The following is a 26,553-nucleotide window of genomic DNA, read 5'->3' on the forward strand; positions in this document are numbered from 1 at the left end:
CTTCTCCCTTCGATGGATACTGGCAATGAAAGCACTGCAATTTTCCGCTACTGGCGACCTCGGCGCCCTGAGCTTCGTCGACGTCGCCACGCCGGTACCGGCCGCCGATGAAGTGCTGGTACAGATCAAGGCGGCGGGCCTCAACCCCAGCGACGTGAAGAACGTACTCGGGCGTTTCCCCTACACCACCGTGCCGCGCATACCTGGCCGCGACTTCGCCGGCGTGGTCGTGCAGGGGCCCCAGGCGCTGGTGGGGCAGGAGGTCTGGGGCACCGGTCGCGACCTGGGCTTTTTCGCCGACGGTTCCCACGCCCAATACCTCACCGTGTCGGCCAAAGGCGTGGCGCATAAACCTGCCCACCTGAGTTTTGCCCAGGCCGCCAGCCTGGGTGTGCCCTACACCACGGCCTGGGATGCGCTGCAGCGCAGTGGTGTGGGCAAAGGCACGCGCTTGCTGGTGATCGGCGCCAATGGGGCGGTGGGCAGCGCGGCATTAGCCTTGGGGAGGGTCCTGGGTGCCCAGGTGTTGGCGGCGGTGCGCAAGGCTGACCAGGTCGAGGTATTGCAGGCGCAAGGGTTCGACGCGATTGCGTTGGGCAAGCCCGAAGCGCTGGGCGCGCAGGTGAATGCGGTGTTCAAGGGCGGCGCCGATGTGATCTTCGACACCACCGGTTTCTGGCTGCCGGCGGCCGTGGCAGGCCTGGCGCCGTTCGGTCGCATCGCGATCATTGCCGCGCCGGTGGACGGTCACGTACAACTGCCGGCCCTGGCCCTGTATCGCAAGGGCGGCTCGGTGGTGGGGATCAATTCATTGCTCTACAACTGTGAGCAGTGCGCGGTGATGCTGGAGCAGTTCGGACGTTTTTTCGACGAAGGCTTGTTGCCGCTGCCCACCGGCCTGCGCGAGGTGGCGCTGGCCGATGGCGTGCAGTGCTATGAGGACGTGAATCAAGGCTGTGCGGACAAGATCATCTTGCTGCCTTGACCCATGTCGCTCCGCACTAGGCTTCTGGGACGCCTTTTTCCCACGCCTGCCAGTTCTTGAGGATCGCCTGTACCAGCGGGTTCCCCGTGCGGTACAGGTTTTCCAGCGCCGGTACGAACCCGCCCTGGTCGGCGTACTTGAGCAGGTTGTCGACTTCGCTGTAGCCGGGGTATGGGCGGTCGAAGTCCGAACCGGCACGTACGACGGCCAGGCGCTGGATGTCCACCAACCCCTCGCGGCTGGCGCGCAGCAAGGCTTCGTAGGTGGAGTTGTCTTCCTGTTGGGTGGTGCAGTACTCGCCTTTGTTATCCGTGAGCAGCTTGGTCCACACCTCGGCGCGTTCGCTCAGGCGCGTACCGGAGAACCAGGTGTTGCCCGCCAGGGTGTCGCAGCGGGTGACTCGCGGCGGCTGGTTGGCGGGGGCGGCGGGGTAGTGTTTGCGCCAGGCGGCGGACTCTTTGCTTTCCGTAAGTTCGACGGTGTGCGACAGGGCGAACGCCTTGGCCTGCAGCTTGGGGTTCAGCTCAAACACTTCGGTCTTGTAGTCCAGCGGCGGCTTTTCGTTGGGCCCCTTGGTGTTGATGCCAAGGTAGCCGGTCGGCCAATCCTTGGGCGCATCCCGCGAATCCAGCTCCCACTGGGTGCCGAACTCCACCAGGTAGTGGGCCCAGGCGGCAGTGCCGATGGTGCCGTGTTTCGGGCTGATCCCGGCAATCCCGGCGATCAGGAAATAGCTCTGGCGCAGGTCGAACTTGGGCGACAACGCCAGGGCCAGGGTGGACGCGGCGGCGTTGGTCTGGCCCATGCCGGTCACCAGCAGGCACACGTCCCGGGTGTTGCAGCGGATCACCGGGTATTCGGCAGACAGGCCCGGCACGCGCACTTCCTGCTTGAGTTCCAGGCGGTCGATCCAGGTTTGCGCCTCGGGGGCGAACATGGTGATCAGCATCACCTTGGGCTTGATGGGGGCAGCAGAATCAGCCAGCACCACATGGGGCAGCAGGGCAAGGCCGACGGCCAGCGAAAGACGGGTAAATGTATTCATCTAATACTCCTTGATCAGAATTGGTAGCCCACGCCAGCGTAATAACCCCAGCCGTCGGAGCGGGCGCGGAAGTTACCCTCGCCGAAGTTCAACTCACTGCCATCTTCCCAGTTGCCGCCGTTATGAAAATAACGACCGACCAGGGTGAAGCGCAGGTGGGTGAAGGAATACAGCAGCACGTTGGTCGCCACCAGGGCGTTGGCGGTGCGCGCCGGGTTGTCCTTGTGCAGGTCCGAGCCGAAATCGTAGTTGGTGAAACCGATATAGGTCAGCGACGCACCGTTATCGAACTTGCCGATGGGCACGATGTATTTCATCTGTGCGCGGTAGCCATCCCAGGAATACTCATTGCTGGCGCCGTAGTTTTCCCACTGGTAACGCCCGTAGAAGTTCGCCGACAAGTTGACCTGCGAGTGGGTGTCGATATCGGTGCCGAGGCCGCTGTACAGGGTGTTGGCACGGTTGGCTTTGTTGCTGCCGTGGTCGTAGATCCAGTCGAACGCCACATACCATTCCTTGAACGGGCCGATGGCCAGGCTGCGTCCGGCCAGGTAGTCGATGGAGATACGCGGCTCGTGCTCCATGAACACCGGCGAGCCATGGTCCCACGCGCCTTTGTCGTTACTGTTGCCGATGCCGAGGATCTTCGGCACGTCGATGTAGCCGTACAACTCGAAGGGCCCCTTGCGGCCGAAGTACTCGTATTCCAGGTACACATCATCCTGGGGCTTGGGGCCGAAGCTGATGTCTTTACTGCCGATCAGCGTCAGGTCCTGGTTGAACCATTCCGACAGATAGACGCCTTTTTTTGCCGGGCTGGCTTCAGGGCTCAGGGTTTCGCCCTGTGCTGAGTCATCCACGGGTTTTTCCTGCGCCAAAATGGGCGCGCTGAGTACTCCCGTTACGGCGGCCAGTAGCAAGGAAACACCAAAGCAGACACGGGGCCTTGAGGTGGGGTGCATTGAAAGTCCCTATTCGTACGCGGTTTGAACCCGATTCATCGGGTCGTGGTGAACTTGGCAGTCAAGTTCGTACCGCAAACGGTTGCACAGGCTGTACCAACTTTTCTTAATGGCTTGAATGTCATGGAAAAAAGCAGAATTACTCGACCTTTTGATCAGAAATGACTGGGTGTCATTTTCTCGATGGGGTTGAACAGGTGTATCGGCGGTTCGCGGCGATATTCACTGGGCGTCTGGTGCATCTCGATCCGGAAGTGCCGGTTGAAGTTGGACAGGTTGGCGTAGCCCACTTCAAAACAGATATCCGCCACCGACATCTCGCTTTGCAGCAATAACCGACAGGCGCGTTGCACGCGGAATTTGCGCATCAGGTCGATAAACCCATGGCCCGTGTTGCGCTTGAAGAAACGTGAGAAGCCCGGTTCGCTCATGTCCAACTGTTGGGCGATGACCGAGAGGCGCACGTCGCCGGTGAGTTCGCGCATCAGGTAGTCGAAGGCCTTGTTGATGCGCTCGGCGCTGCGTGCGTCCAGGGTCGGGGCGTAACAGGGGCTGGCCAGGGCCTTTACCTGCTGGGCCGGGGCGTTTTTCAGGCTGTCGAGCAGTTGCAGGAACAGGGTCAGCCGTTGCAGGCCGTGGGCGTTGCCGATAGCTTCCATCAACCTCGCAGCCTGTACGGCGGTGTCGCCGCTGAACTCCAGGCCGCGCCGGGCCTGTTCGAACAACGGCTGCAAGTCGCCGAGTTCCGGCAGGGTGTTGCGCAGGGCGAGGAGGGCGGCGCCGTCGAATTGCAGCACCACGTCGCGGCCGGCCAGGTGTTCGCCGGGGGCCAGTTCGCCGATCCAGTCATGGGGCAGGTCCGGGCCGATCAGCGCCACATGCCCGGCACTGAACGCACCGATATAGTCGCCCGCCACCAACTTGCCGCTGCCCTGGCGGATCAGGTGGATTTCAAATTCGGGATGGTGATTCCAGCGCGCCAGATCGTAAGGGTAGTCATGTTCGAACCAGCGAAAGCAGTGCTGCGGTTCGGGCAGGATCACTTCGAGTTCGGCAGGGCGATGTTCGAACAGCTTGGCGCGGCTGATGGGCATGGTCATGCCTCTTTTAGTTGTGGAATCGCCTAAAAATACGCGGGTTGGCAATCCCTGCGCTACCCCCGGTTTCGCCCGGCACTGATACTTTTTTGATCCTGAGCCAGCGGTTAAAAAAGTATCAGCCGCGCATGCGCCATGCGTTTGTGAGGGCTAGGCCCAAGCTGCTGTAATCGGCCCTCAACAACAAAAACAACAGGTGGAAACCGCTATGTCCAAGATTCCGCAAGCGTTGTTCCTGCTTTCCGGCCTGGCCTTGGCTATGCCCAGCCAGGCAGCCGACACCGTGACCATCGCTACCGTCAATAACAGCGACATGATCCGCATGCAGCGCCTGTCCAAAGTGTTCGAGCAGCAGCATCCGGACATCCAGCTCAACTGGGTGGTGCTGGAAGAAAACGTGCTGCGCCAGCGCCTCACCACCGATATCGCCACCCAGGGCGGCCAGTTCGATGTGCTCACCATCGGCACCTACGAAACCCCGCTGTGGGGCGCCAAGCACTGGCTGGAACCGCTGACCCAATTGCCGGCCGATTACGACGCCGACGATATCTTCCCCTCGGTCCGCCAGGGCCTGTCGGTCAACGACACCCTGTATGCCTTGCCGTTCTACGGGGAAAGCACCGTCACCTACTACCGCACCGACCTGTTCAAGCAGGCCGGTCTGAGCATGCCTGCGCACCCGACCTGGACCCAGCTGGGTGAATTCGCCGCCAAGCTCACGGACAAGAACAACGGCCAATACGGCATGTGCCTGCGCGGCAAGGCCGGTTGGGGCGAGAACATCGCGCTGCTGAGCACCATGGCCAACGCCTTCGGTGCGCGTTGGTTCGATGAGCAGTGGAAGCCTGAGCTGACCAGTCCCGAATGGACCGCCGCCGCCAACTTCTACGTCAACACCCTCAAGCAATACGGCCCGCCCGGCGTGTCCAGCAACGGTTTCAACGAAACCCTGGCGCTGTTCAACAGCGGCAAGTGCGCGATCTGGGTCGATGCCAGCGTCGCCGGCTCCTTCACCACCGACAAGAGCCAGAGCAAAGTCGCCGACAGCGTAGGCTTCGCCGCGGCCCCCACCGAAGTCACCGACAAGGGATCCTCCTGGCTGTACGCCTGGTCGCTGGCCATCCCGGCCACGTCCAAGCACAAGGACGCCGCCAAGGCCTTTATCGCCTGGGCCACGTCCAAGGACTACATCCAGCTGGTCGCCGATAAAGAAGGCATCACCAACATACCGCCTGGCACCCGCCAGTCCACCTACAACGCGGCGTACCTCCAGGCCGCACCGTTTGCCCAGGTGACCCTGGAGATGATGCGGCATGCCGACCCCGCGCACCCGTCGGCCAAACCCGTGCCGTACGTGGGCATCCAGTACGTGACCATTCCCGAGTTCCAGGCCATCGGCACGTCCGTCGGCAAGCTGTTCTCGGCGGCGCTGACGGGGGGCATGTCGGTCGAGCAGGCGTTGCTCCAGGCGCAGTCCACCACCGAGCGCGAAATGAAACGCGCCGGCTATCCCAAATAATGTTCAAAGGACAGATGCCTTATGAAACGACTCGAAGGTAAGAGCGCGCTGATCACCGGCTCGGCGCGCGGGATTGGCCGCGCGTTTGCCCAGGCCTATATCGCTGAAGGCGCGACCGTCGCCATCGCCGACATCAACCTGCAGCGGGCCCGGGACACCGCCGCCGAACTTGGTCCGCAGGCCTACGCGGTAGCGATGGACGTCACCGACCAGGCTTCCATCGACAGCGCGATTGCCGCCGTGGTCGCCCAGGCCGGCAAGCTCGACATCCTGGTCAACAACGCGGCGCTGTTCGACCTGGCGCCTATCGTCGATATCACCCGCGACAGCTTTGATCGACTGTTCTCGATCAACGTCGCCGGCACGCTGTTCACCTTGCAGGCCGCTGCCCGGCAGATGATCCGCCAGGGCCATGGCGGCAAGATCATCAACATGGCCAGCCAGGCCGGGCGGCGTGGCGAGCCGTTGGTGGCGATCTACTGCGCGACCAAGGCGGCAGTGATCAGCCTCACGCAATCGGCGGGGCTCAACCTGATCAAGCAGGGCATCAACGTCAACGCCATCGCCCCGGGCGTGGTGGATGGCGAGCATTGGGACGGGGTGGATGCGTTGTTCGCCAGGCATGAAGGGCTGGTGCCTGGCGAGAAGAAGCGGCGGGTGGGGGCCGAGGTGCCGTTCGGGCGGATGGGTACGGCCGAGGATTTGACCGGGATGGCGATCTTCCTGGCGTCCAAAGAGGCTGACTACGTAGTGGCGCAAACCTATAACGTGGATGGCGGTAATTGGATGAACTAAGCCATACACCGCTCAAAATGTGGGAGGGAGCAAGCCCCTCCCACATTTGAAGGTCATCGTTCTTGAAAAGGGTGCCTAGTCGGCAAAACTGCGATCAAAGAAGTAAACCGCCCCAGGCTTCAGGTTCTCCACCGTCGCCTGGGGCCTGCCGCCTTCACCCTGTTTCTTGCGCCCCGTCTCGCGCAAATATCCCGCCTCCGTCAGCTTCAACAGGCGCTGGCGAATACTGGTCTTGAGCACCGGCCGTTCCAGCACCAGGGAAAAGATCGTGGTCGCCTCCGGCGCGCTGAATTCATTGCCCAGGAACATCAGCGGCAGGTTGCTGTACAGCGACTTGGAGAACAACCGCTCCTGCACGGCCGCGGCGATGCTGTTGTGATCGAACGGCAACTTGATGCTGCCATCAGCCACCGCCTTCAGCGCGAACCAGCCTTGATGCGCACTCGGCGCCACCTCATCCGCGACGATCGCCAGGTAGTACGTGGACGACGACCAGCAACGCGGATCGCGAAACGCATCGCCCACCGTGCCCACTTGCTCGCTCCAGGCCAGCTCCAGGCCGACCTTGCTGCTGGCGCGCAAGCGTTCCACCGCATCCTGGAGGCTCAGATCTTGCACGCCGCCATTCACCACCACCCCCGGCAACGCCCAATGCCCGGCGAAGGGTTCGGCTTCGCGCTTGTTCAGCAACAACTTGAGTTCCCCGGCGGCGCGGCAGTAGCACAGCACGCATAGGTCGACGGTATGGAGGTAGGGGCTAAGGGGCATGTGACGTCCTTCTGAACAGCGGTGGGGCACAGTCTAACGGATCGAACAGATATGTCATGTACCTGGTTCAGGATAGATAAATAAATGTTTCTTGCAATGAAAGTACATGACGTGTACTTTTGTTTCCAGGCCACAGGAGAACCGCCATGACCCTTGCGAAAACTGCCATTGCTTCATTCGACGTCGATGCCCAGAAGAGCTTCACGCCGTTGTGCCCCAACGAGTTGCCGGTGGCCGGCGGTGACCGGATCGGTGCCGAACTCAACTACATGGCCAGCCTTGCCGGCCACCGCGTCGGCAGCAAGGACGCCCACACCCCGCACGCACCCTGGGTGGTCGCCCAGCACAGCGAGATGCTCCAGCCCACTGGCCTGGTACACGCCGACGTGACCTGGGTCAGCCACTGCGTACCGGGCACCGAAGGCTTTACCTTGCTCGACGAGTTGCCCACGCCCTATGACTACGACTACTTCATCTGGAAGGGCGTCGAACCTGACCTGCACCCCTATGGCGCCTGCTACCACGACCTGCACGACAAACTCTCCACCGGCGTGATCGAGTACCTCAGGGCCCAGGGCGTCACTCGCGTGATCGTCGGCGGCCTGGCCCTGGACTACTGCGTCAAGACCACCGCCTTGCAACTGCTCAAGGCCGGCCTGGAGGTGGTCCTGCACCTGCCGGCGTGCCGGGGGATCAGCGAGGAGGGCGGCGTACAGGCCGTCAATGAGTTGCTCAAGGCCGGTGCCGTCATCAGCAGCACCCGCGAAGAACTGGCCGCGATGGCCACGCGTTAAGGAGATACACCATGGAAAGTGCCTACGACTACGAAGCCCCGGTGATCCAGGGCTTGCTCGACACCGACTACTACACCTTCACCATGATGCAGGCGGTGTTGCACCAGCACCCGAATGTCGATGTGGAATACAACTTCATCGTGCGCGCCAAGGAAAAGCTCGGCCACCTGATCCCCGAGTTACGCGCCGAGCTTGAGAACATGGCTGGCCTGCAGATGCGTGAGGGCGAGCTGCGCTTTCTGTTCAACCCACGCTTTCGCGAATACCTGACCCCCGACTACGAACGCTTCCTCGGCCTGTTCCGCTTCAACCTGCGCTACATCCACGTCAGTGAAGTCGACGGCCAACTGAACATCCGCGTGGTCGGGCCGATGCTGCACTGCATCATGTTCGAACAACCGCTACTGGCGCTGGTCAGCGAGCTGCGCAACCGCGCCAAATACCCCGACGTGACCCTGGAAGACGTCACCCGCAAGCTCTACCAGAAGTTCGACTGGCTGGAGAGAAACCTCAGTCGCGACGAGTTGGCCGACCTGCGGGTCTCCGATTTCTCCACGCGCCGGCGCCTGTCGTTCAAGGCCCAGCGCGAAGTGGTGGACATCATGCGCCGCGACTTTCCCGGCCAGTTCGTCGGCACCAGCAATGCGCACCTGGCTTACGAATTCGACCTGCCACTGATCGGCACCATGGCTCACCAGTGGATGATGGTGCACCAGCAACTGGGGCGGTTGCGCGAAAGCCAGAACGCCGGCCTGGAAAACTGGGTGCGTGAATACCGCGGCCGCCTCGGCATTGCCTTGACCGACACCATCAGCACCGACTTTTTCCTCAAGGATTTCGACCTGTACTTCGCCAAGCTCTACGACGGCCTGCGCCAGGACTCCGGTGACCCCATCGCCTGGGCCGACAAGGTGCTGGCCCGCTACAAACAGCTGGGTATCGACCCGATGACCAAGGACCTGATGTTCTCCGACGGCCTGAACTTCGAAAAATGCCTGCCGATCCTGCGGCACGTGCGTGGCAAGGCCAAGTTCGGTTTCGGCATGGGCACCAGCCTGGCTTGCGATGTGGAAGGCGTCGAGCCGCTGAGCATCGTCATGAAACTGGTGCGCGTACACGGCGAACCGGTGGTGAAGTTCTCCGATGACCCGGTGAAGAACGTCTGCGAAGACCCCTCGTTTTTGCAGTACGCAGCGAAGGTATTCAATGTCGGCAACGTGGAGGTGTGACATGCAGGAACGTATCGCGCAGGAACTCAATATCGATCGCACATTGGTGAAGGGCGGTGAAGCCCAGGAAATCCAACGGCGCCTCGACTTCATCAAGACCACCTTGCGCCATTCAGGCTGCAAGGCCCTGGTACTGGGCATCAGCGGTGGCGTCGACTCCCTCACCGCTGGGCGCCTGTGCCAATTGGCGGCGGAGCAATTACGCAGCGAGGGCTACGCCGCGCGCTTTATCGCCATGCGCCTGCCCTACAAGACCCAGGCCGATGAGAGCGATGCCCAGGCCTCGCTGGATTTCATCACCCCGGACCACATCGACACCCTGAACATCGCCGCCAGCGTCGACGGCCTGATGGCCAGCCTCGGCGCCACCGAAGCCAGTGCCTCGCAGGTGGATTTCATCAAGGGCAACGTCAAGGCCCGCACCCGCATGATCGCCCAGTACGCCGTGGCCAACCTGCACAACGGCCTGGTGGTCGGCACCGACCATGGCGCCGAAGCATTGATGGGCTTCTTCACCAAATTCGGCGACGGCGCGTGCGACCTGGCGCCATTGTCGGGCCTGACCAAGACCCAGGTGCGCCTGTTGGCCAGTGCCCTTGGGGCCCCGACGAACCTGGTGTACAAGCAGCCGACGGCCGACCTGGAAGAACTGGCGCCGGGCAAGCTGGATGAACAGGCCTATGGCTGCACGTACGAGGAGATCGATGCGTACCTGATGGGTGAGCCGGTGAGTGAGCGGGTGAGGGACATCGTGGAGCGCGCCTACCTGAAGACCGCCCACAAACGTGCGTTACCCATCGCCCCATGATCGTTCCCACGTAGCGTGGGAATGATCAACTCGCCGTCTGCAAGTAACTGTGCATCGCGTCCACCCGTGCTCGGGTCTTGTCGGTGGTCGGCGTAGTCGGGCTCGACGGAATCTATTCGCCTTCTTCCAATGCCGGTGCCTGGGCTTTGGCGGTCAGAAACTAGGCGGTGAGTTTCTGCGCCCGTTCCGGCTGGTCATTGCGTGCGACCACGCGTGCGGCCACGTTGAGCAGCACCGCGCCTTTCTTGGACTGTGCATATTCCATCGGCACGCCGAGCCGTTTCTGAACGGCGACCTGAGTCGGGGTGACGCTGAAGATCCAATGTGGGCATCGGAACCAGCGAGTGTTGGCGATCCATCCATCATGCAAAGCACAGGAAGATCGGATCCAATTACGGTATAACCCTCGGACGCTTTAGTTTTCCGAGGCCCCGTTTTTCATGCAAAGCCCTTTGCAACGCCCGCTGTGGCAGGTCTACCTGATCTTTCTGGCACCGATGGTGCTGTCCAATTTCCTGCAAAGTTTTTCCGGCACCCTCAACGGTATTTATGTCGGGCAGATGCTCGGTACCCAGGCGCTGGCGGCGGTGTCGGGGATGTTCCCCATCGTGTTCTTCTTCATTGCCCTGGTGATCGGCCTGGGGGCGGGCGCTTCGGTGCTGATTGGCCAGGCCTGGGGTGCCCAGGAAACCGGGATGGTCAAGGCGATTACCGGTGCCACCCTGACCCTCGGTGCACTGGTGGGCCTGATCGCAGCGGTGCTGGGCAGCCTGTTTGCGCGCCCGGCGTTGCAGGCATTGGGTACGCCTGCGGATGTGCTCGACGATGCCGTGGGCTATGCCCAGATGATGATGCTGATCATGCCGCTGCTGCTGGTATTTATCCTCTACACCCAGCTGTTGCGCGGGGTCAGCGACACGATCTCGCCGCTGCTGGCGCTGATGGTCTCGACCCTGGTCGGCCTGCTGTTGACCCCGGCGCTGATTCGCGGCTGGATCGGCCTGCCGCCCCTGGGGATCCAGAGCGCGGTGTACGCAGGCCTGGTGGGGAATGCCTCGGCGATGCTGTTTCTGATCCTGCGCCTGCGCCATAAAAACCATGTGATGGCGCCGGACCGCGAACTGCTCGCGGCCTTGCGCCTGGACCGCGTCATTCTCGGCAAAGTCCTGCGCATCGGCTTGCCTACAGGCTTGCAGATGGTGGTGTTGTCGCTGTCGGAGTTGGTCATCCTCGCCTTGGTCAATGGCCATGGGTCCCAGGCCACGGCGGCCTATGGGGCGGTGACGCAGATCGTCAACTACGTGCAGTTTCCGGCCCTGTCGATTGCCATCACTGCTTCGATCCTTGGGGCCCAGGCGATTGGGGCAGGGCGGCTGGAGCGTATCGGGCCGATCCTGCGTACCGGGCTGTTGATCAATACGTGCCTGACCGGTGGCCTGATCGTGCTGGGCTATCTGTTGTCGCACTGGTTGCTCGGGTTGTTCATCACCGATGACGCCGCACGCGTGAATGCCGAGCACCTGCTGCACATCATGCTGTGGAGCATCCTCGTGTTCGGCTTCCAGGCCGTGATCGGCGGGATCATGCGCGCCAGCGGCGTGGTGCTGATGCCGGTGGCGATCTCGATCTTCTGCGTGCTGTGTGTCGAGCTACCGATGGCGTACCTGCTGAATGCGCACTTCGGCCTGGAAGGCGTCTGGATGGCGTTCCCGGTGACGTACCTGGCGATGCTGGGGTTGCAGGCCGCGTACTACCGGCTGGTGTGGCGGCATAAGCAGATCAAGCGGTTGGTATGAGTTTCAGGCCGCGCAGCAGGATTTCCAGGCCCTGCAAACCTTGCTCCAGACGCTCCTGCGGATGTTCTGACCGGGCGATCCACAGGGCGGTGTTGACCAGGCTGCCATTGATCAACTGCGCCAGCGCCAGGCTCGGTGCGTCAGGGACGACGCCCGCGTGCATCAGGGCTTCCAGCTGTTGGCGCAACGACTCGACACAGTGTTGCTGGGAGCCGGTATCGCCCAATACAGCCGGCGCATCCTGCAGCACAACGCGTTGGATTTCGCCGTCCTGGGCCATGCGCAAATAAGCGCGGCAGCGTTCGCAAAAACCGCTCCAGGGGTCTTGGGCTTCGTCTGAGATACGCTGCAAACATGCGTCCATCTCACGATCGAGTTGAGCAACCACGGCGGCCAGCAGCCCCTTTTTGTCACCAAAGTGATGGTACAGCGCGCCGCGTGTCAGGCCGGCGTGGGCCGTGAAATCGTCCATCGATGTGTTGGCATAGCCTTGCGTGGCGAAGGCCTGCCGTGCACTGGCAAGCAGCCGGGCGCGGGTGTCTTCGATCATTTCGGCACGGGCTCGGCTCATGGGCAGGACTCACAATGGGCAAGTGAAAGATTGACATACGCCGCGTATGTTACGCATGATTCGCCACATACGCACCGTATGTATTTTGCCTTGATCACTGCGGATAGCAAGTTCCAGGGCATCAGGAAGAGGTTGAGCAGGATGGCAAACCCTTACGCCGAGTTGTTCCAGGTTCCCGGCTCGCGGGCCTTCGTATTGGCCGGCATGCTGGCACGCATGCCGGTGTCCATGGCCGGTATTGGCTTGATCACCATGCTTTCCCAGGTGCACGGCGGCTATGGCCTGGCCGGTTCGGTGGCGGCGGTGTTCGCCCTGGCCACGGCGTTTTGTGCGCCGCAGGTGTCACGCTTGGTGGACCGGTACAGCCAGGGCCGGGTGCTGCCGATTGCCGCCCTGATCGGCGGCGGGGCGCTGTTGCTGCTGTTGCTGTGCACGCGGTTGCAGGCGCCGACCTGGACGCTGTTCCTGTTTGCTGCCCTGGCGGGCTGCATGCCGAATATGTCCGCCATGGTGCGGGCGCGCTGGACCGAGCTGTACCGCGGCCAGCCCAGGCTGCAAACCGCATTCGCCCTGGAATCGGTGCTGGATGAGGTGTGCTTTATCATCGGTCCACCGATTTCGGTGGGCTTGAGCGTGGTGCTGTTCCCCGAAGCCGGGCCGCTGGTGGCCGCGCTGCTGCTGGCGGTTGGGGTTACCACGTTTGTGCTGCAACGCGCGACCGAACCCCCTGTGCATGAACACCACGCTCACCATCGGGGCTGGCTGATCGCCTCACCGTCGGTGCTGATCCTGATGATCCTGCTGCTGGCCATGGGGGTGATCGTGGGTGTGGTGGATGTGGTCAGCGTGGCCTTTGCCCAGCAGCAGGGCCAGCCGGCGGCGGCAAGCATCGTGCTCTCGGTGTACGCCATCGGCTCGTGTCTGGCGGGGCTGGCCTTTGGCACCCTCAAGCTCAAGGCGCCGCTGCCCCGGCAGTTCCTGTTCTGCGGCGTGGCCACGGCGTTGACCACCTTGCCGTTGCTGCTGGTCACCCACATTCCGGGCCTGGCAGTGGCCATCTTCATTTCCGGACTGTTCTTCGCCCCTACCCTGATCGTGTCCATGGCCCTGGTGGAAAAGAGCGTGCCCGCGAGCCGCCTGACCGAAGGCATGACCTGGCTGATCACCGGCCTGAGCATCGGCGTGGCCATCGGTGCCGCCAGCTCCGGCTGGATGATCGATCACTTCGGGGCAGCCAGCGGGTTCTGGGTGGCGCTGGCGGCGGGGGCGGTGGTGATGGGGTCAGCGGTGTTGGGGTATCGGCGGTTGGGTTGAGCGTCATCCTGGCAATGAAACGTCAGCCAGTCACGGGGCAGGAATCCCCTCGGTGGTGTTGCAGGAATTCGTTCAGCGCCTGGCGCGTCAGGTCGTTCAGGGTCACCTTTTTACGTGTCGCTTCAAGGGCGGCTGCAAGATGAAGATCGTGGCCGACCCGCACGTTGAAAGAGCCTTTGCACGGCTTCTCCGGTGTTTGCCCAAGGGCCTTGCAGGTAGCGAGGTAGTCGTCCACCGCCTCGCGAAACGCGGCGTCCAGTTCCGCGACGGTTTTGCCTTCGTAACTCACCAGTGCCTTGATGAACAGGATCTTGCCGAACAGGCAATTGTCTTCGAGGCTGGCTTCGATAGAGCCGATGTAGCCATTGTGTTTCAGTTGGTTGTTCACTGAATCAGTTCTCCTGATTTCAATTGTTCGATGATCTGGCGTCGAATGTAGTGTTTCAGTTCGTTGCCGGGATGAGGCTTGTGCAAGGTGATCATTGCGCTCGGATCGCCGATGTCGAACTTGACCCGGCTTCCAGCCCCCTCAATCTGTGTGTAGCCGAGACGACGCAGCAGCGTGACGAGCTCTGGCCAGGTAAATGCCATCTGCTCGTTGAGCAATTTGGCGAGCAGCTTTTCATTTTTGGACACGGCGTTCCCTGCGTGTAACTAAATGTAGTTGCAAAAAGTGGTATTCGTCAATGCTAGCTGGGGTTCGTGGGTCTTTCCCGAGGATTGATGTAACCCCTGATGACAGCTCGCTCTACGCCTCCCATCCCCCGCTAATTTTTCCCTGTCCGGTTCGTTTTATAGGGACGACGTGCCTTTGTGCTTCCTGCCTATTGCTCCGGACTCCAACAAATGAATGCTGAAGACTCCTTGAAACTTGCTCGCCGGTTTATCGGGTTGCCCCTGGAAAAGCGCCAGCTGTTCCTGCAGGCACTGCAGAAAGAAGGGGTGGATTTTTCGCGGTTTCCGATTCCGGCCGGCGTGGAGGCAGAGGACCGCCAGGCGCTGTCCTATGCGCAACAGCGCATGTGGTTTCTCTGGCAACTGGACCCGAGCAGTGGCGCCTACAACCTGCCGGGCGCGGTGCGCCTCAAGGGTGCGCTGAACCTGGGCGCCATGGAGCAGGCGTTTGCCAGCCTGGTGGACCGGCACGAAACCCTGCGCACGGTGTTCCAGCGCCAGGCCGATGAGCGCCTGATGCAGGTGGCCGTACAGCCGTCGCTGGCCATTGAGCAACTGGACCTGACGGCGTTGGCCGCGGCCGAACGCGAACACGCCGTCAACGATGCGGCCACCCGCCAATCGCTGCTGCCGTTCGACCTGGAACACGGCCCGCTGCTGCGTGTGCAACTGCTCAAGCTCGATGCCCAGGAGCACGTACTGCTGCTGACCCTGCACCATATCGTCTCCGATGGCTGGTCGATGAACGTGTTGATCGACGAGTTCATTCGTTTCTACGACGCCCATGAGCGCAACGAAGCGCCGCCATTGCCGGCGCTGCCGATCCAGTACAGCGACTACGCCCTGTGGCAGCGCCGCTGGCTGGAAGCCGGGGAGCAGGCTCGTCAATTGGACTACTGGCAGGCGCGCCTGGGCGACGAGCACCCGGTGCTGGAACTGCCGACGGACCGCCCGCGCCCGGCCATGCCCAGCTATCAGGGCACCCGCCACACCTTCGCGATTGAGCCGGCGCTGGCCGCGCAGTTGCGCACCTGCGCGCAACAGCACAACGCCACCCTGTTCATGCTGCTGCTCGGCGCCTTCAATGTGTTGCTGCATCGCTACACCGGCCAGGGCGATATCCGCGTCGGGGTGCCTATCGCCAACCGCAACCGTACGGAAGTCGAAGGGTTGATCGGCTTCTTCGTCAACACACAAGTCCTGCGCACTGAGCTGAGCGGGCAAACCCGGGTCGCCGAGTTGCTGCAAGGTATCAAGGAGCACGCCCTTGGCGCCCAGGCACACCAGGAATTGCCCTTCGAGCGCCTGGTGGAAGCCCTGAAGGTCGAGCGCAGCCTCAGCCATACGCCGCTGTTCCAGGTGATGTACAACCATCAGCCGGTGGTGGCCGACATCGCTTCGGTCAGCACCGCCTCCGGCCTGGAACTGGCCCTGGTGGAGTGGCAAGGCCGCACCACCCAGTTCGACCTGACCCTCGACACCTATGAAAAGTCCGGCACCCTGCACGCTGCGCTGACCTACGCCAATGACCTGTTCGACGCGCCGTCCATCGCGCGGATGGCACGCCACTGGATCAGCCTGTTGCAGGCCATGGTGGCCGATGGCGAACAGCGCATCGGCGAGTTGCCGATGCTGGCCGTCGATGAGCAACAGAGGCAGGTGCACGCCTGGAACCAGACCGCACAAGCGTATCCCACCGAACGTGGCATTCATCACCTGATCGAAGACCAGGTACAGCGCACGCCGGATGCGCCGGCGCTGGTGTTCGGCGCGACCACGCTGACTTACGCGCAACTCGACGCCCGTGCCAACCAGCTGGCCCATGCCTTGCGCGACCACGGGGTCGGTCCTGATGCGCTGGTGGGTATCTGCGTTGAGCGTTCCATCGAGATGGTCATCGGCCTGCTGGCCGTGCTCAAGGCCGGCGGCGCCTACGTCCCCCTCGATCCCGAATATCCCCAGGAACGCCTGGCCTACATGATCGAAGACAGCGGCATCCAGCTGCTGCTCAGCCAGCACAGCCTGCTGCCACTGCTGCCTGTCGAAGGCATTCGGGTGATGCGCCTCGACCAGGCGCCCGGCTGGCTCGACGCTTACAGCGTCGCAGCGCCCGCCGTCGACATCCACGCGCTGAACCTGGCCTATGTGATCTACACCTCCGGTTCCACCGGCAAGCCCAAGGGCGCCGGCAACAGCCATCGCGCACTGGTCAACCGCCTGTGCTGGATGCAGCAGGTCTACGGCCTGGATGCCAGTGACGCGGTGCTGCAGAAAACCCCGTTCAGCTTTGATGTGTCGGTGTGGGAGTTCTTCTGGCCGCTGATGACCGGCGCCCGCCTGGTGGTCGCCGCCCCTGGCGAACACCGCGAGCCGGCGCGCCTGATCGAGACCATCGGCGAGCACGGGATCACCACCTTGCACTTCGTGCCGTCCATGCTCCAGGCGTTTATCCATGAGCCGGGCGTGCAGGCCTGCATAAGCCTCAAGCGCATTGTCTGCAGCGGCGAAGCCTTGCCCCTGGACGCGCAACTGCAGGTGTTCGCCAAGCTGCCCCAGGCCGGTTTGTTCAACCTCTATGGTCCGACGGAAGCGGCCATCGACGTGACCCACTGGACCTGCATCGACGAAGGCCGTGACGCCGTGCCCATCGGCCGTCCGATTGCCAACCTCGGCACCTACGTGCTCGATGCGCAGCTCAACCCGGTGCCTGCCGGCGTGGCCGGCGAGCTGTACCTGGGCGGTACCGGCCTGGCGCGCAGCTACCACCGCCGTCCGGCGCTGACCGCCGAACGTTTTGTGCCCAGCCCCTTTGGTGACGGCGCGCGCCTTTACCGTACCGGCGACCGGGTGCGCCAGCGTGACGACGGTGTGATCGAATACCTTGGCCGTCTCGACCACCAGGTCAAGCTGCGCGGCTTGCGCATCGAATTGGGTGAAATCGAGACACGCCTGATGCAACACCCGGCGGTGCGTGAGGCGGTGGTGCTGGTACACGGCGGCAAACAACTGGTGGCCTACCTGGTGCTGGAGGGCGAGACGCCCACCGACCTCAAGGCCTGGCTGCTCGGCAGCCTGCCGGAATACATGGTACCGACCCATATGGTGCCCCTGGCCAAGCTGCCGGTGACCGCTAACGGCAAGCTCGACCGCAAGGCCCTGCCGTTACCGGATGCAACGCCACAACAGGCCTATATCGCGCCGCAAGACGACCTGCAAAAAGCCCTGGCGGCGATCTGGAGCGATGTGCTCGGCGTCGAGCAGGTGGGCCTGGACGACAACTTTTTTGAACTGGGCGGCGATTCGATCATCTCCATCCAGGTGGTCAGTCGCGCGCGCCAGGCGGGGATTCGCCTCAGCCCGCGCGACCTGTTCCAGTACCAGAGCGTGCGCAGCCTGGCGTTGGTGGCCGGCTTCGAGCACACCGCCGTGATCGACCAAGGTCCCGCCCGCGGCGAGGTGATCCTCACCCCGGTGCAGCAAGGCTTTTTCGCCCAGGCGATCCCCGCGCGTCACCACTGGAACCAATCGTTGTTGTTGACCCCGCGCGAGCGCTTGGAACCGGCGCGCCTGGAAGCCGCCCTGACCCAGGTGATCAACCATCACGACGCCTTGCGCCTGCGTTTTGTGCAACAGGCCGACACCTGGCAGCAAGCCTATGCCGCGCCGGTCACCGCGCCGGGCCTGTGGCAAGCACAAGCCAGCAGCGACGATGAGCTGTCGGCGCTGTGCGATGAGGCCCAGCGCAGCCTCGACCTGACGCAAGGCCCGCTGCTGCGTGCCGCGTTGGTGAGCATGGCCGATGGCAGCCAGCGCCTGCTGCTGGTGATCCATCACCTGGCGGTCGATGGCGTGTCCTGGCGCATCGTCCTGGAAGACCTGCAACAGGCTTACCGCCAGGCAGCGTTGCCGACCAAGACCAGCGCCTACCAGCTGTGGGCCGAACAGTTGCAAGCCCATGCCCTTACGCTGGACCACCAGTTGGCGTACTGGCAGGCGCAGACGGCGGACGCGGACTTGCCGTGCGACAACCTCCAGGGCGGCCTGCAAAACCGCGTGGGCAGCAAGCTCGAAATACGCCTTGACGCCGAACACACCCGTCAACTGCTCCAGGACGCGCCAGCGGCCTACCGTACTCAGGTCAACGACCTGTTGCTCACCGCCCTGGCGCGGGTGGTCAGCCGTTGGAGCGGCCAGGCCGCCGCACTGATCCAGCTGGAAGGCCATGGCCGCGAAGACCTGTTCGACAGTGTCGACCTGACCCGCACCGTGGGCTGGTTCACCAGCCTGTTCCCGGTACGCCTGCAAGCCGACGGCGAGCTGTCGGCCGCGATCAAGTCGGTCAAGGAGCAGCTGCGCGCCGTGCCCGCCAAAGGCATCGGCTACGGTCTGCTGCGCTACCTCGGCCCGCCTGCGGCCCGCGAAGCCCTGGCGAACCTGGCCGCGCCACGCATTACCTTCAACTACCTGGGCCAGTTCGACCGCCAGTTCAACGAATCCGCGTTGTTTGTACCGTCTACCCAGGGCAGCGGCCAGGCCCAGGATGCCGAGGCACCGTTGGCCAATTGGCTGACGGTGGAAGGGCAGGTGTACGGCGGTGAGCTGGCGCTGCAATGGGGGTTCAGTCGCGAGATGTTCGAGGTGTCGACTGTGCAGCAGTTGGCGGATGACTACGCGGCAGAGCTCAAGGCCTTGATCGAGCATTGCCGAGCCACCCCGGCAGGGCAGGTTACCCCTTCGGACTTCCCACTGGCGTGCTTGACCCAACAGCAACTGGACGCGTTGCCCGTGGCGGGGCCGGCGATTGCCGACCTTTATCCGCTGTCGCCGATGCAGCAGGGCATGTTGTTCCATACCCTCTACGCGCCAGAAGCCCAGGCGTACATCAACCAGTTGCGCGTGGATATCGACGGCCTCGACCTGCTGGCGTTCGGCCGCGCCTGGCAGGCGGCACTGGACCGCCATGACATTCTGCGCAGCAGCTTCCACTGGCTGGGCCTGGACAGTGCCCATCAAGTCATCCAGCGTCAGGTCGACGTGCAGTTGCACGTGATCGAAGACATCGATGCCGACTTCGATGCGCTTGCCGAGGCTGAACGCGAGAAGGGCTTCGCGCTTAATGCTGCGCCGCTGTTTCGCCTGATGCTGGTGCGGGGCGCCGGTAACGCCTGGCATCTGATCTTCACCAGCCACCACATCCTCATGGACGGTTGGAGTAACGCCCAGTTGCTGGGTGAAGTCATCGCCCACTATGCCGGCCAGGCCTTGCCCGCGCCGCTGGGGCAGTTCCGCGATTACCTCGGCTGGCTGCAACAGCAAGCGTCGGGTGAGACGTTCTGGAAAGCCGCCCTGGCGCCGTTGCAAACACCCACCTTGCTCGCGCAAGCGCTGCGCGCGCCGGTCGATGGCCTGGGCACGGCTGAGCATCAATTGATCCTTGAGGGCGAGTTCACACAGGCCCTCGGCGAGTTCGCCCGTCGCCAGAAAATCACTCTCAATACGGTGCTGCAAGGAGCGTGGAGCCTGTTGCTGCAGCGCTACACCGGTCAGGATTGCGTGGCCTTTGGCGCGACTGTCGCCGGGCGTTCGGCACCGCTGCCGGGGATCGAGCAGCAACTGGGCCTGTTCATCAACACGCTGCCTATCGTCAGTACGCCTTCGCCAGCCCAACCGGCCGCCCAATGGCTCAACGAGTTGCAAACCCTGAATCTCAGCCTGCGTGACCACGAGCATGTGCCGCTGTACGACATACAAGGCTGGGCCGGCCAGCAGGGCGCATTGTTCGACACTTTGCTGGTGTTCGAAAACTTCCCTGTGGCCGAGGCCCTGAAGCAGGGCGCACCCGCAGGCCTGGCGTTTGGCCATATTCACAACCATGAACGCACCCATTACCCTTTGACCTTGGGCATTGAGTTGGGGGCCAGCCTGCGCCTGGAGTTCAGTTACGACCGGGCGCGGTTCAGCGCTGAACAGGTCGCACGCTTGAGCGCCAACCTGCACCACCTGCTGGTGCAGTTGCTCGCGGATGCCCAGGCGCCCCTTGGCAACCTGCAATTGCTTGACGCCACCGCACAGCGCGACGTGCTTGCCCTGAGCCAGTCGCCGGGCGCTGCCCAACGCCAGCTGCGCGTGCACGAACGCATTGCGGCCCAGGCTGCTGCCACACCGGACGCGCTGGCGGTACAGGCTGGCGAAGCGCGCTTGAGCTATGCCCAGCTCAATGCCCATGCCAACCGGCTCTCCCATCGCCTGCTGGAACTGGGCGCGGGCCCGGGCCAGCGCGTGGGCCTGGCGTCGCGGCGCGGCCCGCAACTGATCGTCAGCCTGCTGGCCGTGCTCAAAAGCGGTGCGGCCTATGTGCCCCTGGACCCGAACTATCCCGCCGACCGCCTGGCCTACATGCTGGCGGACAGCCGCCTGGACCTGTTGCTCAGCGAAGCCGGGTTGCTGGCCGACCTGCCGCTGCCGCAAGGGCTGGCCCGTCTGGACTTCACCGTCTCCGGTACCGAGCTGGCCGGCTACCCTGTCAGCAACCCACTCACCCACGCTGCCGCTGCCGATCTGGCGTACGTAATCTACACCTCGGGCTCCACCGGCCAACCCAAGGGCGTGGCCATCGACCATGCGGCCCTCGGCCAATTCTGCGACAGCGCCGAGGTCTACAGCCAACTGTGTGCAGAGGACCGCGTGCTGCAGTTCGCGACCTTCAGTTTCGACGGCTTTGTCGAACAGTGCTACCCGCCGCTGTGTGTGGGCGCCGCGCTGATCATGCGTGGCGATGAACTGTGGGATGCCGGGCAACTGGCACGGGAAATCGTCGAGCAGGGCGTGACCCTGGCTGACTTGCCGGCGGCCTACTGGTACCTGTTGGCCAAGGAGTGCGCGGCCGATGGTCGCGCCCTGGGTAACCTGCGCCAGGTGCATGTGGGCGGCGAGGCCATGTCGGTGGAAGGGCTGCGCGCCTGGCACGCGGCCGGCCTGGGCGGCGTGCGCCTGGTCAACACCTACGGGCCGACAGAGGCCACCGTGGTGTCCAGCGTGCATGAGTGCCAACTGGCGGATGCCAGTGATGCGTTCGGTGTGCCGATTGGCCGGGCGAGCGATGGTCGCTCGCTGTATGTACTCGACAGCGGTTTCGAGCTGTTGGCCACCGATGGCGTCGGCGAGCTGTGCATCGGTGCCGAGTTCGGCCTGGCCCAGCGTTACTTCGACCGCCCGGCGTTGACCGCCGAGCGCTTCCTCCCGGATCCGTTTTCGACGGTTCCCGGTGCGCGACTCTACCGCAGTGGCGACCTGGCCCGTTACAACGAGGCGGGCGCCTTGGAGTACGTGGGGCGTATCGACCATCAGGTGAAGATCCGCGGGTTCCGTATCGAAATGGGCGAAATCGAGGCCAGTCTGCAAGCCCTGCCGTGGGTGCGCGAAGCTGCCGTCGTTGCGCAGCCGAGTGCCACCGGTACGCAGTTGGTCGCGTACGTTGTCGCGGCCCACGGCCAATCACTGGATACCCAGGCGCTGGCGGCGGTCTTGCGCCAGTCCTTGCCGGATTACATGGTGCCGGGGCATTGGCTGGTGCTCGATGCCCTGCCGTTGAACAACAACGGCAAGCTTGACCGCCGCGCACTGCCGCTGCCGGACCTGAGCCAGGCGCGACACGCCTACCGCGCTCCGCAAAGCCCGCTGCACATGCAATTGGCGGCGATCTGGCAAACGGTGTTGCACGTCGAGCAGGTGGGGCTCGATGACCATTTCTTCGAACGCGGTGGCCATTCGTTGCTGGCCACTCAGGTGATCTCCCGCGTGCGTCACGACCTCAAGCTGGACGTGCCGTTGCGAGCGTTGTTCGAGCAGCCGACGCTGGAAGCGTTCGCGGCGGCCTGCGCAGGGTTGCAGGCCGGCACTGCCAGCTCGATGGTGGCGCTGGGGCGCGACCGGCCGTTGGCACTGTCCTTCGCCCAGGAACGCCAATGGTTCCTTTGGCAACTGGATCCCTGCAGCACCGCCTACCACGTACCGACCGCATTGCACCTGCGCGGTGAGCTGGATATCCCGGCACTGGAGCACGCGTTCCAGGCCCTGGTGCAGCGTCATGAACCGCTGCGTACCACCTTCGTGGAAGAGGCTGAGCACACCTGGCAGGTCATCCAGCCCAACCTGGCGATGGTGATCCAACGCCAGCAGGTGCAAGACTCGGCCATCGAGCAGGCGGTCGCGCAAGAGATCCAACGCCCGTTCGACCTGCTCAACGGTCCGCTGATGCGCGTCATGCTGCTGGAGATCACGGCCGCGCACCATGTGCTGGTGATCACCCAGCACCACATCATCTCCGACGGCTGGTCGATGCAAGTGATGGTCGACGAACTGCTGGCGCTGTATCAAGGCCAGGCGCCGTTGCCGGCCTTACCGATCCAGTACGCCGACTATGCCGTGTGGCAGCGCGATTGGATGGCGGCCGGGGAGAAACAACGCCAACTCGATTACTGGCGTGCACGCCTGGGCACCGAACACGCGGTGCTGGAACTGCCCCTGGACCACCCGCGCCCGGCGGTGCAAAGCCATCGCGGTGCGCGTCGGCGGGTACATCTGGACAACGCCCTGGTGGCCGAGCTCAAGGCACTTGCCCAGCGCCAGGACGTGACTTTGTTCATGCTTCTGCTGGCGTCGTTCCAGACGTTGCTGCACCGCTACAGCGGCCAGGCCGAGATCCGTGTCGGGGTGCCGATCGCCAACCGCAATCGCCTGGAAACCGAGCGTCTGGTTGGCTTCTTCGTCAACACCCAGGTGCTCAAGGCCGACCTGCACGGGCAGATGGCCTTCGAGCAGTTGCTGGCCCAGGTCAAGCAACGTGCCCTGGAAGCCCAGGCCCATCAGGACTTGCCGTTCGAACAACTGGTAGAAGCGCTGCAACCGGAACGCAGCCTCAGCCATAACCCGTTGTTCCAGGTGATGTTCAATCACCAGGACAACCTGCGCGCCGGCCCGGTGCAACTGCCTGGCCTGGCTCTGCAGCCGGTGGATTGGGCCGGTCACACGACCCAGTTCGACCTCAATCTGGAAACCGAGGAGTCCGTCGACGGCCTTTGGGCATCCCTGACCTACGCCACCGACCTGTTCGACGCCGCCACCCTGGAGCGCCTGGCCGTGCACTGGCAGAACCTGCTGCGCGCAGTGGTCAACGATGCCTCCCAGGCCCTGGACGAACTGGCGATGCTCAGCCCATCGCAATGGCAGCAGATGGTCGAAGACTGGAACCACACGAGCGTCGACTACCCACGCGAGCGCTGTGTCCACCAGTTGTTCGAAGCACAAGCCCTGACACAGCCGCACGCCATCGCGCTGCAATTTAATGGCGAGGCCGTGAGCTACAGCGAACTCAACCGCCGCGCCAACCGCCTGGCCCATCGCCTGATCGCGGCGGGCGTCGGCCCGGACGTGCGGGTGGCGGTGCATGTGGAGCGTTCCCTGCACATGGTGGTCGGCCTGCTTGCGACCCTCAAGGCCGGTGGCGCCTATGTGCCGCTGGACCCGCAATTCCCGGCGGAGCGCCTGGCCTTCATGCTCGAAGACAGCCGCGCCCAGGTGCTGCTGACTCAGTCGCCGCTGATTGGGCGCCTGGTGCAACCGCAAGGCCTGCAGGTGCTTTTGGTCGAGGACGCCGGCGGTGACGAACACAACCCGCAGGTCAGCGTCACGCCACAACACCTGGCCTATGTGATCTACACCTCCGGCTCCACCGGCAAGCCCAAGGGCGTGATGGTGCCGCACCAGGCGCTGTGCAGCTTTACCTGCGGCATGGTCGGCACCCTGGACATCGGCGCGCAGGCGCGGGTGCTATCGCTGACGACGTTCTCGTTCGACATCTTTGCCCTGGAGCTATACGTGCCGCTGACAGTCGGCGCCACGGTGCTGCTGAGCGGTCAGGAACTGGCGCTCGACCCGGAGGCGATAATCGATCTGGTCACCGCCCAATCCGCCAGCGTACTGCAAGCCACGCCGTCCACCTGGCGCATGCTGCTGGAAAGCCCACGTGCCGACGTGCTGCGCGGTATCAAGTGCCTGTGCGGCGGCGAAGCGCTGCCGGCCGATCTGGCCCAGCGCATGCTCGACCTGCAAGGCCCGGTATGGAACCTCTATGGTCCCACCGAAACCACCATTTGGTCGGCGGCCCATCGCCTGCTGGAGGCGCAACCTTTGGTCGGGCGCCCGATCGCCAACACCGCGTTGTTCATCCTCAATGCCGGACTCAGTCCATGCCCGGTGGGTGCGGCCGGCGAACTGCTGATCGGCGGCGTCGGCCTGGCACGCGGCTACCACGCGCGGCCAGCCCTCACCGCCGAACGTTTCGTGCCCAACCCGTACGGCGCGCCGGGCGAGCGCCTGTACCGCACCGGCGACCTGGCACGCTACCGTGCCGACGGCGTGGTGGAGTACATCGGCCGGGTCGACCATCAGGTCAAGGTACGCGGCTTCCGTATCGAACTGGGCGAAATCGAAGCTTGCCTGCGCGAGCATGAAGGCGTTCGCGAAGCCGTGGTGCTGGCCGACAACGACCGCTTGATCGCCTACCTGGTGACGTCTGCGGCACAGCCGGCGCAAGCCTACACAGCGGCATTGCGTGAGCGCCTGCCGGACTACATGGTGCCGGCGCACCTGATGTTCCTCGACAGCCTGCCCTTGACCCCCAACGGCAAGCTCGACCGCAAGGCCTTGCCCAAGGTCGATACCCGCCTGTTGCTGAAGAGCCATGTGGCCGCCGTCACCCCGCGCGAACAACAGGTCGCGGCGATCTGGGCCGAGGTGCTGGGCGTGCCCCAGGTCGGTCTTGACGACCATTTCTTCGAGCTGGGCGGGCATTCGCTGCTGGCCACGCGGGTGGTATCGCGGGTGCGCCAGGCACTGGCGCTGGAAGTGGCGCTCAAGACCCTGTTCGAACACCCGTTGCTGGGTGACTTCGTGATGGCCCTGGGTGAGGAGGGCGTGCTCGCGCCGGCGCTGCTCAAGGCCGATCGCAGCCAGCCGTTGCCGCTGTCGTATGCCCAGGAACGTCAATGGTTCCTCTGGCAACTCGACCCCGAAAGCGCCGCGTACCACATCCCCAGCGCCCTGCGTTTGACAGGCCCGTTGGACCTGGCGGCGCTGCAACGCAGCTTCGACACCTTGCTGGCACGCCATGAAAGCCTGCGCACCCATTTGCGCCAGGACGCCGCCGGTACGGTCCAATTGATTGAAGACTCGGGCCTGATTGAAATCGATTTGGTCGACACCGATGAAGCCGGCCTCAAGGCACGGGTGGCTGACGTCGTTGCGCAGCCATTCGACCTGCTGCGCGGGCCGTTGCTGCGGGCCCGGTTGCTGCGCCTGGCCGAGGACGAACATGTGCTGGTGCTGGTGCAGCACCATATCGTCTCCGATGGCTGGTCGATGCAACTGATGGTCGAGGAGCTGGTGCAACTGTACGCCGCCTTCAGCCACGGGCAGACGCCAGCCCTGCCGGCCTTGCCGATCCAGTACGCCGACTATGCCGTGTGGCAGCGCCAATGGATGGAGGCGGGAGAGAAGGCCCGTCAACTGGCCTACTGGCATGAGCAGTTGGGCGGTGTGCAGCCTGTGCTGGAATTGCCTTTCGACTACCTGCGCCCGGCCGTGCAAAGCCATCGCGGCGCTCGCCTGGGCATCGAGTTGCAACCGCAGCTGCTGGCCGGTTTGCGTCGCCTGGCGCAGAGCGCCGGAGTGACGTTGCCGATGGTGCTGCTGGCGTCCTACCAGGCGTTGCTGCACCGCTACAGCGGCCAGGAAGACGTGCGTGTCGGGGTGCCGATCGCCAACCGCAATCGCCTGGAAACCGAGGGGCTGATCGGTTTCTTCGTCAATACCCAGGTGCTCAAGGCCGATATCCACGGGCAGATGAGCGTTGTGCAACTGCTGCAACAGGTACGCCAACGTTCCCTCGAAGCCCAGGCCCACCAGGACCTGCCGTTCGAGCAGCTGGTCGAAGCGCTGCAGCCCGAGCGCAGCATGAGCCTGAGCCCACTGTTCCAGGTGATGTTCAACCATCGCGTGACCTCGGCAGCCAATCACCTGCAACGCCTCACCGAACTGGACGTCGAAGTGCTGAGCTGGGATGAAGGCGTGGCCCAGTTCGACCTGGCACTGGACGTGGAGGAAAGCCAGGCGACCCTGCGTGCCTCCCTGAGCTAC

At 63.6% G+C, this 26,553-nt stretch carries 16 protein-coding genes and 1 pseudogene; 9 read left to right on the top strand and 8 right to left on the bottom strand.

The window, feature by feature from the left end:
• Window positions 1-25 precede the first annotated feature (25 nt).
• Entirely contained in the window at window positions 26-985 is a 960-nt protein-coding gene (locus FX984_RS31110) for a quinone oxidoreductase family protein (protein WP_027607508.1), read from the top strand.
• A gap of 16 nt (window positions 986-1,001) precedes the next feature.
• On the opposite strand, the gene FX984_RS31115 is transcribed toward FX984_RS31110, so the two are convergent.
• The 3 genes from FX984_RS31115 to FX984_RS31125 all read right to left on the bottom strand — a co-directional run bounded on the left by FX984_RS31115 (window position 1,002) and on the right by FX984_RS31125 (window position 4,086).
• On the bottom strand, window positions 1,002-2,030 hold the full coding sequence (locus FX984_RS31115) for a purine-nucleoside phosphorylase (protein WP_027607507.1): 1,029 nt from the start codon (window positions 2,028-2,030) through the stop codon (window positions 1,002-1,004).
• Between the two features lie 14 nt (window positions 2,031-2,044).
• Entirely contained in the window at window positions 2,045-2,992 is a 948-nt protein-coding gene (locus FX984_RS31120) for a nucleoside-specific channel-forming protein Tsx (protein ID WP_146478182.1), read from the bottom strand.
• A gap of 155 nt (window positions 2,993-3,147) precedes the next feature.
• Window positions 3,148-4,086: an AraC family transcriptional regulator gene (locus FX984_RS31125; protein WP_092357740.1), complete on the bottom strand. Its 939-nt coding sequence runs from the start codon at window positions 4,084-4,086 to the stop codon at window positions 3,148-3,150.
• Between the two features lie 211 nt (window positions 4,087-4,297).
• Here FX984_RS31125 and FX984_RS31130 point away from each other — a divergent pair, with 211 nt between their 5' ends.
• Both FX984_RS31130 and FX984_RS31135 read left to right on the top strand, forming a co-directional pair.
• A complete protein-coding gene (locus tag FX984_RS31130) occupies window positions 4,298-5,608 on the top strand; it encodes an ABC transporter substrate-binding protein (RefSeq protein ID WP_146478180.1) in 1,311 nt (436 codons plus the stop codon).
• Between the two features lie 21 nt (window positions 5,609-5,629).
• A complete protein-coding gene (locus FX984_RS31135) occupies window positions 5,630-6,403 on the top strand; it encodes an L-iditol 2-dehydrogenase (RefSeq protein ID WP_146478178.1) in 774 nt (257 codons plus the stop codon).
• 75 nt (window positions 6,404-6,478) lie between these two features.
• Here the strand turns inward: FX984_RS31135 and FX984_RS31140 are convergent, their stop codons facing one another.
• A complete protein-coding gene (locus FX984_RS31140; RefSeq protein WP_027607502.1) occupies window positions 6,479-7,171 on the bottom strand; it encodes an NUDIX hydrolase in 693 nt (230 codons plus the stop codon).
• A 146-nt stretch (window positions 7,172-7,317) separates the two neighbouring features.
• Between FX984_RS31140 and FX984_RS31145 the strand changes: the two genes are divergently transcribed.
• Genes FX984_RS31145 through nadE form a run of 3 tightly spaced genes read left to right on the top strand, consistent with a single transcriptional unit; the run spans window position 7,318 to window position 10,002 of the window.
• Window positions 7,318-7,965, top strand: coding sequence for a nicotinamidase (locus FX984_RS31145; protein WP_027607501.1), 648 nt, complete (start codon window positions 7,318-7,320; stop codon window positions 7,963-7,965).
• A gap of 11 nt (window positions 7,966-7,976) precedes the next feature.
• On the top strand, window positions 7,977-9,194 hold the full coding sequence (gene pncB / locus FX984_RS31150) for a nicotinate phosphoribosyltransferase (protein WP_027607500.1): 1,218 nt from the start codon (window positions 7,977-7,979) through the stop codon (window positions 9,192-9,194).
• A 1-nt stretch (window position 9,195) separates the two neighbouring features.
• Window positions 9,196-10,002 (top strand): NAD(+) synthase, encoded by an 807-nt coding sequence (gene nadE / locus FX984_RS31155; protein ID WP_092357746.1) that lies wholly within the window; start codon window positions 9,196-9,198, stop codon window positions 10,000-10,002.
• A 31-nt stretch (window positions 10,003-10,033) separates the two neighbouring features.
• Here the strand turns inward: nadE and FX984_RS31160 are convergent.
• Window positions 10,034-10,321 (bottom strand): annotated as a pseudogene (locus tag FX984_RS31160) (ABC transporter substrate-binding protein); the annotation flags it as partial.
• Window positions 10,322-10,442: 121 nt separating this feature from the next.
• Between FX984_RS31160 and FX984_RS31165 the strand changes: the two are divergent.
• Window positions 10,443-11,798: an MATE family efflux transporter gene (locus tag FX984_RS31165; RefSeq protein WP_065924401.1), complete on the top strand. Its 1,356-nt coding sequence runs from the start codon at window positions 10,443-10,445 to the stop codon at window positions 11,796-11,798.
• Here the strand turns inward: FX984_RS31165 and FX984_RS31170 are convergent.
• On the bottom strand, window positions 11,782-12,369 hold the full coding sequence (locus tag FX984_RS31170; RefSeq protein ID WP_027607494.1) for a TetR/AcrR family transcriptional regulator: 588 nt from the start codon (window positions 12,367-12,369) through the stop codon (window positions 11,782-11,784). The two genes, FX984_RS31165 and FX984_RS31170, sit on opposite strands and share 17 nt — an antisense overlap.
• Before the next feature lie 141 nt (window positions 12,370-12,510).
• Between FX984_RS31170 and FX984_RS31175 the strand changes: the two genes are divergently transcribed.
• Window positions 12,511-13,683 carry an MFS transporter gene (locus tag FX984_RS31175; protein WP_065939764.1) on the top strand — a complete coding sequence of 391 codons (1,173 nt, stop codon included), beginning with the start codon at window positions 12,511-12,513 and terminating at the stop codon, window positions 13,681-13,683.
• A 22-nt stretch (window positions 13,684-13,705) separates the two neighbouring features.
• On the opposite strand, the gene FX984_RS31180 is transcribed toward FX984_RS31175, so the two are convergent.
• Window positions 13,706-14,071: a type II toxin-antitoxin system HicB family antitoxin gene (locus FX984_RS31180; RefSeq protein ID WP_027607492.1), complete on the bottom strand. Its 366-nt coding sequence runs from the start codon at window positions 14,069-14,071 to the stop codon at window positions 13,706-13,708.
• Window positions 14,068-14,319 carry a type II toxin-antitoxin system HicA family toxin gene (locus tag FX984_RS31185; RefSeq protein WP_027607491.1) on the bottom strand — a complete coding sequence of 84 codons (252 nt, stop codon included), beginning with the start codon at window positions 14,317-14,319 and terminating at the stop codon, window positions 14,068-14,070. The genes FX984_RS31180 and FX984_RS31185 overlap by 4 nt, the downstream gene beginning before the upstream one ends.
• A gap of 210 nt (window positions 14,320-14,529) precedes the next feature.
• On the opposite strand from FX984_RS31185, the gene FX984_RS31190 reads away from it, so the two are divergent.
• A partial coding sequence (locus tag FX984_RS31190; protein ID WP_154905412.1) for a non-ribosomal peptide synthase/polyketide synthase occupies window positions 14,530-26,553 on the top strand: 12,024 nt, incomplete at its 3' end.

The sequence above is a fragment of the Pseudomonas marginalis genome (genome assembly GCF_008692035.1).
GTDB classification, from domain to species: Bacteria; Pseudomonadota; Gammaproteobacteria; order Pseudomonadales; family Pseudomonadaceae; genus Aquipseudomonas; species Aquipseudomonas marginalis.